The sequence below is a fragment of the Bacillus cereus group sp. N24 genome, from assembly GCF_016483345.1.
GTDB lineage: Bacteria > Bacillota > Bacilli > Bacillales > Bacillaceae_G > Bacillus_A > Bacillus_A toyonensis.
Genome location: NZ_JAEHCA010000012.1, coordinates 151,591 through 158,434 on the forward strand (window position 1 = coordinate 151,591; position 6,844 = coordinate 158,434).

Below are 6,844 nucleotides of genomic sequence, written 5' to 3' on the forward strand. Positions count from 1 at the left end.
TATCCGATTTTTTCGGATAGCTTCTTTTTTATTTTCGTTCCATTACCGCAAAGTAATTATTTTCATTATCAGCAAAATTAAATGCTTTACCAGTAGGTAAATCTACAACTTGTCCAACTGTGACATTTTTCTCAGAAAGGTCTTTATATAGACGGTCTAAGTTATTTGAGAAGAACATAAGTGAAGGTGTATTAAGATTTAGTTCAGGTTGCATCTTCGCGATTAACGCTTTATCGTGAAGGACGATGCTTGTTCCTGCTTCTTTCGCCGGTGCAATTTCAATCCAGCGGAATCCTTTTCCGTTATTTTCTTCCGCAATAATTTGGAATCCTACTGTCTCAGTCCAAAATTGTACGGCTTCATCTTGATTATTTACATATAACATAATTTGTCCAATTTGATTAATCATAGGTGTATCCTACTTTCTTTTCTTGTATGGAATTCTATTATATCAAAGATATGGTTTGCATACTTTTTCGTGATTTTTCCGAAGTATGATCTTCGCCCACTTTATATTTGTTGTAGGAGAAGGTCCTGTAATCCACGTATGAAGTGGTAGTGTACTGCAAATGGCCATTGCTGAAATCGAGATTGTAGCCGTTATTGTAAATAATAATAGGCTATATAATATTGTGTTTTCTTGCAGTGTGAATAAAGAAAGGAATTTTGTACATAGTTGCAAGAAGAAAAAGTGAGCTAAATAAGCACCATACGTGTAATTTCCGATAAATCGTAAAGCTTTATATAAGAAACCGCGTCGCTGTACGATTGTAATAGATAGCACGTAAAGTATCATAATTTCACAAACGATATATAAAAACATAGACGGTTTTAAATAAGTAGAAACGGTTAAATGAATAGAGTTTGCTCCGTAAAAACTAAATAACTCATAATTGATGAATAAAAATAAGATGAAAAATAATATTGTGATAAGCGGGATATGTTTCATGACAAATATACGCCAAGTTTTTAATGATACAGCAACGATTCCGCCCATAACGAAATAGAACGAGTAGAAGAAGAAGGAACGATCTGTATAATGTAAAATGGTTGAACTAGTCAATTTCTCTCCATTAAAAATGTAGTGAGAGGAGTACCACATTAAAAGGAAATATAGACAAGCAAAGATGGTTATATATTTATATATGTCTTTTTTATTTTCTGTTCGTTTTTGAAACCAATAAAATAGTGTGCATAGTAAAGGGAATAATAAATGAATTTGGAACATCATAATAACGTACCAAAGATGCGGTGCGGCTGTTCCGAGTAATAAACTTTTTATCCCGCCTTGTAATGTCATAATATCGTTTGTTGTTAATAAGTAAAGAATAGACCAAAAGAAATAAGGAATGAGTAGGTGTGTGGCTTTTTCAGAAATATATTCTTTGTATACTAATTGCTTTGTATAGTGACGAATTAGGTGAAACCCAACGATAAATATGAATGCAGGTGCTGAAAACTTTGCGAGATTAAATAGCATACCCATAATGAGGGATTGTTCAAGTAAGACATTTCCTTGATTCATTGTATATAATAAGGAACTTTGCAAAACGACAGCAAGAAATGCAATGCTTTGCAAAACTTTAAATTCCGGTGCGCTTTGTGTCATTGTTTCCATCTCCTTTTCCATACATGATTATAGTACGGAGTAAGGATGAGAGGTGTGGAATATTTGTGAAGATTTTAACAAATTTGTGGCAAGAGGAGATATCAACGATTTTTCGGATATATCTATTATAACTTCAAATATATCAACGATTTTTCGAATATATCTATCATAACTTCAAATATATCAACGATTTTTTCAATATATCGACGTTTCGACAAGGGATATCGACTTATCAACAAATAACGACAAAAAGAGGATGCTCGTTTAGAGCATCCTCTTTTTATTTATTAAGCAAATTTATTTTTGATCCAGTTTTTACCTTCTACAAGGCGAGCTGTCATTACGGCACAAGCATTATCTGCTGTTACGTTTAACATCGTTGCAGGAGGATCAATAATTGTACTAATTGCTGCGATAATTGGCAGTGCTTCTGGCGGGAATCCATATAGAGAAACGATTAACATTTCCCCAATCATACCTCCGCCTGGAATAGCACCCATTACTGTTCCTACTAATAGAGAAACGACAAGTGCGATTGCTAATGTTTTTGGTCCTTCAAATTCCATGTTGAAAATACCGAATAAGAAAGCAATCTTTAATACCCCGCCTAAAACAGAGCCGTCTTTATGAAGTGTAGATCCAAGAAGGACAACTGTTTCACGAACGTCTGAAGAAATACCCATTTTCTTCGTTGCTTCTAAGTTCGCTGGAATACTTGCGGCACTACTACAAGTTGCAAGAGATGTAACTGTAGGAGAGACCATGTTCTTCCAAAATATTTGAACACCTTGTTTGCGACCTGCAAGGTATGCATAGAAAGTGAAGAATACAAAGAAATAAATTAGAGATGCTGGATAGTATACCATTGCTGCTCGGAAGTAAGTTCCAAGAAGTTGTGGTCCGAATTCGCCAACTAATGCTGCGAAGTAAGCAGCAAGTCCGATTGGAGCGTAGTACATAATGAAAGATACGACTTTCATTGAAATCTCTGCACCAGCTTGTAGGAATGTAGCGAACGGTTTACCTTTTTCACCAACTGCTGAAGTTGCAACCCCCATTAAGATAGAGAAGAAAATAAGAGCTAACATATTTTCACGAGATAGTAACTTCGAGAAGTCAGATACTGTTAAGATACCGACGATTTGATCCGCAACACTCACTGCTTTTTCAGCTTTGTCAGGTTGTGTTAGTTCTAATACAACGCCTTGTGCTGGCGGGAATACTTTCACGACAATAATCATAAAAATAGCAGCTAAAATACTTGTAAATAAGAAAGTTCCAGCCATACTAGACATAATTTTACCGAAACGTTTTAATCCATCCATATTAGCAATAGATGACGCGATGCTAAAGAATACTAAAGGTACAACAATCGTAAACATTAAGTTTAAGAAAATGTCACCAAGTGGCTTTAAAGCAACTGCATCGGCACCCATGAAATAACCAATGAAACCACCAATTAGGATAGAAGATAATAAAATAAGTGGAAAGCGATATGCCTTCATAAATATACCCTCCTATCAATTATAAAAAATCATACTGAACTATTATAGCGAGTTAGAGTCCTCTTTACTAGAAGAATACCGATAGATGGAATAGCGTGAAAACCGAGAAATTTTTGTTTTTAAGCTCGGCATACAGTTAGAAATCTAGACATATATATTTGTAACCTAGTGGTAGCAAGGGATGTACCATAACTTAGGTTTAGAAAAAAGGGGAGGGATGCGGGATGAATATTTTGCTTTGCTGTGCAGCGGGAATGTCTTCCAGTTTGATTGTTATAAAAATGGAGAAAGCAGCACAGGCAAAAGGGATAGAGGTAAAGATTTGGGCTGTATCAGGTTCTGAAGTGAATAGTCACATCGATGAAGCAGATGTACTTTTACTTGGACCGCAAGTACGTTATTTATTACCGAAAATGAAAGAACTATGTAAGGGAAAAGGGATACCTGTTGATGTCATTCAATCCGTCCATTACGGACTTTGTAATGGGGAGGCTATCTTGCAAGCAGCTTTGTCAATGAAACCATGAGGAGAGTGGGATAGATGATACGGTTTTTAGAAAAATATGTAATGCCAATAGCAGGGAAGGTAGCAGAGCAGAGGCATTTGCAAGCTATACGTGATGGAATTATTTTAACGATGCCTTTCTTAATTATTGGATCATTTTTTCTTATTATTAGTGCATTACCAATACCAGGTTATAATGATTTTATGGCAGGGTTGTTTGGTGAGAGTTGGCAGAAAGCTTTGGGGTATCCAGTTAGTGCAACTTTTAATATAATGGCTTTAATAGCTGTTTTTGGAATCGCTTACAGACTTGGAGAGTATTATAAAGTGGATGCTTTAGCATCCGGGGCATTGTCGCTTGTGACATTTTTACTTGCGACTCCATTTCAAGTTGCATATATTATACCAAGCACGAAGGAAAGTGTGATTGTAGATGGAGCAATCCCAGCGGCGTTAATGGGAAGCCAAGGTTTATTTGTAGCGATGATTATTGCAATTATATCTACTGAAATATACCGATTTATTGTACAGAAAAAAATGATTATAAAGATGCCTGAGACAGTTCCACCTGCAGTAACACGTTCATTTGCTGCTCTTATTCCAGGATTTATTGTTGTGACAGTTGTTTGGATCATTAGATTGATTTTTGAACACACAACTTTCGGAAGTATTCATAATGTTGTAGGGAAGCTGCTGCAAGAGCCACTTAGTGTACTTGGTGCTAGTCTTTGGGGCGCAGTAATTGCAGTTATTATTGTCCATGTTCTTTGGGCGTGCGGAATTCATGGTGCTGCAATTGTTGGTGGTGTAATGAGCCCGATTTGGTTATCGTTAATGGATCAAAACCGAGTTGCTTTTCAAGCAGGGCAAGATGTACCAAATACGATTACCGCACAGTTTTTTGATTTATGGATTTATATGGGCGGTTCCGGTGCAACACTTGCTTTAGTTGTAGGAATGTTATTGTTTGCACGAAGTCAGCAATTAAAAAGTATTGGTCGATTGTCCATTGCACCTGGTATTTTTAATATTAATGAAATGGTGACGTTCGGCATGCCAATTGTAATGAATCCACTTTTACTTATTCCATTTATATTAGTTCCAGTTGTGTTAACGCTTGTTTCTTACTTTGCGATGGAATGGGGATTAGTTGCTCGTCCGAGCGGAGCGGCTGTACCTTGGACGACACCTATTCTTTTTAGTGGATATTTAGGATCGGGCGGGAAAATTTCAGGGGTTATTTTGCAACTTGTTAACTTTGCACTAGCATTCTTTATTTACTTACCATTCTTAAAAATATGGGATAAACAAAAATTAGCAGAAGAAAAGGGGGAGTAAAGAACTAAAATGGATACGATAGAGACGAAAGCTTTTCATCTAATCTTGCATGGGGGAAATGCAAGAAGTTGTTCAATGGAAGCAATTGATTGCGCGAAGCGTGGGGCGTTTACAGAAGCTGAAGCCAAATTACAAGAAGCACTAGAAGAATTAAAAGAGGCGCATCGTGTACAAACGGAACTTATACAAAAAGAGGCTGGTGGCGAAAAGACAGAGGTTACCCTACTGATGGTGCATGCGCAAGATCATTTAATGAATGCTATTACAGTAAAGGAATTAGCGAGTGAATTTGTAGAATTATATAGGAAGATGTCAGTGAATGAATGAACCTTGCGTATGCAAGGTTTTTTTATGTATTTGCCCGCACCATCAGTGGGGTGTTCGTTCCACTGATGGTATTTACAATCCTCCTTTTTACGGATGAGTAAGAGAAATAGTTAATCAATAGTAACAATTTCTCCTATACCACGAATCAATTTTTTAATTTGTATCTGCTCCGGTTTTAATATATTTACGATATAATCAATCGCCATTTGTGGTTCAACAGTTGTACCGCATGTATAGCAATCAATTGCTGCAAAGTTTTTTTCTGGATAAGTGTGAATAGAAAGATGGCTTTCTGATAGTAACACTAATACTGTAACGCCATAAGGATGGAATTCTTTTGTACTTACATTTAAAACATGTGCGCCAGAATGGTCGGCAGCGACAACTAAATGGCGTTCTAAAAAGTGAATATCATCTAAGAGGGAAAAATCCACTCCCCACAAATCTACTATTATATGCTTACCGAAAGTAGAATATTCCATAGGTTAGCACTCCTTACTATAATATCGTCAAAACTCCATTTCCTTTTTGTAACATTGATGTAGGATAAGATTGGATTCTGAGTTTAGAAGAGCGAGATTACGGTGATCTAAATGTTCTTCTTTAAATTGAAATAAAGGAAAAAGAAGAGAAGGTAATGTTCGAGGAGTTGGTACTACGTATAATTGCTCAATTTGATCGAGTACATAGGCAGAATTAGCTGCAATATGAAATCCCCAGTCAGTTCCGAAAGAAGGAACAATTATATGATAGCTTTTTACAATTAAGCCGGCATTTTCAATTGTATTACCGATACTCCAATATACAAGAGGTGCATCAGCAGGTGAATTAGATTGGCAGACGAAAGCACCATCTTCTGTTAAGAATGTAGCTATACGAGCAAAAAGTTCGCTTGTATATAAAGTACTTAATAACTCTGTCGCTGGATCAGGGAAATCAATGATGATTACATCGTATAAAGAGGAAGGAGAATTCAAAAACTCTTTTGCATCGCATACGTGTGCATTCACACGATTATCAAAAAATGCGCTTTTGTTCAAAGAAACTAATTCAGGAACGTTACGCGCCATATTAATCATTGCCTCGTCTAGATCAACAAGGTCTACATGTAGCACTGTTTCATATTTCAATACCTCTCGTAAGGCAAGACCATCGCCACCGCCTAATATGAGAACACGTTTTGGATCAATTACCTTTGACATAATCGGATGCACAAGTGCTTCATGATAAATTTGTTCATCAACGGAACTAAATTGTAGTTGTTTGTCCAAATAGAGGCGAACATCGCTGACTTGTACTAAATTAATATTTTGATAATTACTTCTTTCTTCAAATAAATTTGTGTGTTCCCCAGCTTGTATTTCTTTTAGAGAAATTTCATCCCATATATCTAAGCTGTGTGAATCTGTGGGTACTATGACTACATTTTCCGATTGTACTTGTTTGTCCTGTTTGTCCTGTTTGTCCTGTTTGTCCTGTTTGTCCATTTATATAATACAAATATGAAGCTGAAGAAGAATATCATTGTGTAGATATAGGTGGTAGCCGTATAATTAAAAA

At 36.3% G+C, this 6,844-nt stretch carries 7 protein-coding genes and 1 pseudogene; 3 read left to right on the forward strand and 5 right to left on the reverse strand.

Going from position 1 to position 6,844, the window contains the following annotated elements; genetic code table 11:
* Positions 1-28: 28 nt before the first annotated feature.
* From JDS95_RS18260 to JDS95_RS18270, 3 genes are all read right to left on the reverse strand, one after another.
* A complete protein-coding gene (locus tag JDS95_RS18260; RefSeq protein ID WP_000609841.1) occupies positions 29-409 on the reverse strand; it encodes a VOC family protein in 381 nt (126 codons plus the stop codon).
* Positions 410-451: 42 nt separating this feature from the next.
* Complete coding sequence (locus JDS95_RS18265) at positions 452-1,609, reverse strand: acyltransferase (RefSeq protein WP_000194324.1); 1,158 nt, start codon at positions 1,607-1,609, stop codon at positions 452-454.
* Positions 1,610-1,896: 287 nt separating this feature from the next.
* A complete protein-coding gene (locus tag JDS95_RS18270; RefSeq protein WP_000649372.1) occupies positions 1,897-3,114 on the reverse strand; it encodes a dicarboxylate/amino acid:cation symporter in 1,218 nt (405 codons plus the stop codon).
* 224 nt (positions 3,115-3,338) lie between these two features.
* Between JDS95_RS18270 and JDS95_RS18275 the strand changes: the two genes are divergently transcribed.
* The 3 genes from JDS95_RS18275 to JDS95_RS18285 are packed head-to-tail and all read left to right on the forward strand — an operon-like array spanning position 3,339 to position 5,284.
* Positions 3,339-3,641 carry a PTS sugar transporter subunit IIB gene (locus JDS95_RS18275; protein WP_001023534.1) on the forward strand — a complete coding sequence of 101 codons (303 nt, stop codon included), beginning with the start codon at positions 3,339-3,341 and terminating at the stop codon, positions 3,639-3,641.
* A 14-nt stretch (positions 3,642-3,655) separates the two neighbouring features.
* Positions 3,656-4,957: a PTS cellobiose transporter subunit IIC gene (gene celB / locus JDS95_RS18280; protein ID WP_000617765.1), complete on the forward strand. Its 1,302-nt coding sequence runs from the start codon at positions 3,656-3,658 to the stop codon at positions 4,955-4,957.
* A 9-nt stretch (positions 4,958-4,966) separates the two neighbouring features.
* A complete protein-coding gene (locus JDS95_RS18285) occupies positions 4,967-5,284 on the forward strand; it encodes a PTS sugar transporter subunit IIA (protein WP_000379629.1) in 318 nt (105 codons plus the stop codon).
* A 110-nt stretch (positions 5,285-5,394) separates the two neighbouring features.
* Here JDS95_RS18285 and speD read toward each other — a convergent pair whose 3' ends face one another.
* Together speD and JDS95_RS18295 are read right to left on the reverse strand one after the other, a co-directional pair.
* Positions 5,395-5,766 carry an adenosylmethionine decarboxylase gene (gene speD / locus JDS95_RS18290; RefSeq protein ID WP_000456812.1) on the reverse strand — a complete coding sequence of 124 codons (372 nt, stop codon included), beginning with the start codon at positions 5,764-5,766 and terminating at the stop codon, positions 5,395-5,397.
* Between the two features lie 27 nt (positions 5,767-5,793).
* Positions 5,794-6,768, reverse strand: a pseudogene (locus tag JDS95_RS18295) (polyamine aminopropyltransferase); the annotation flags it as partial.
* Positions 6,769-6,844 lie beyond the last annotated feature (76 nt).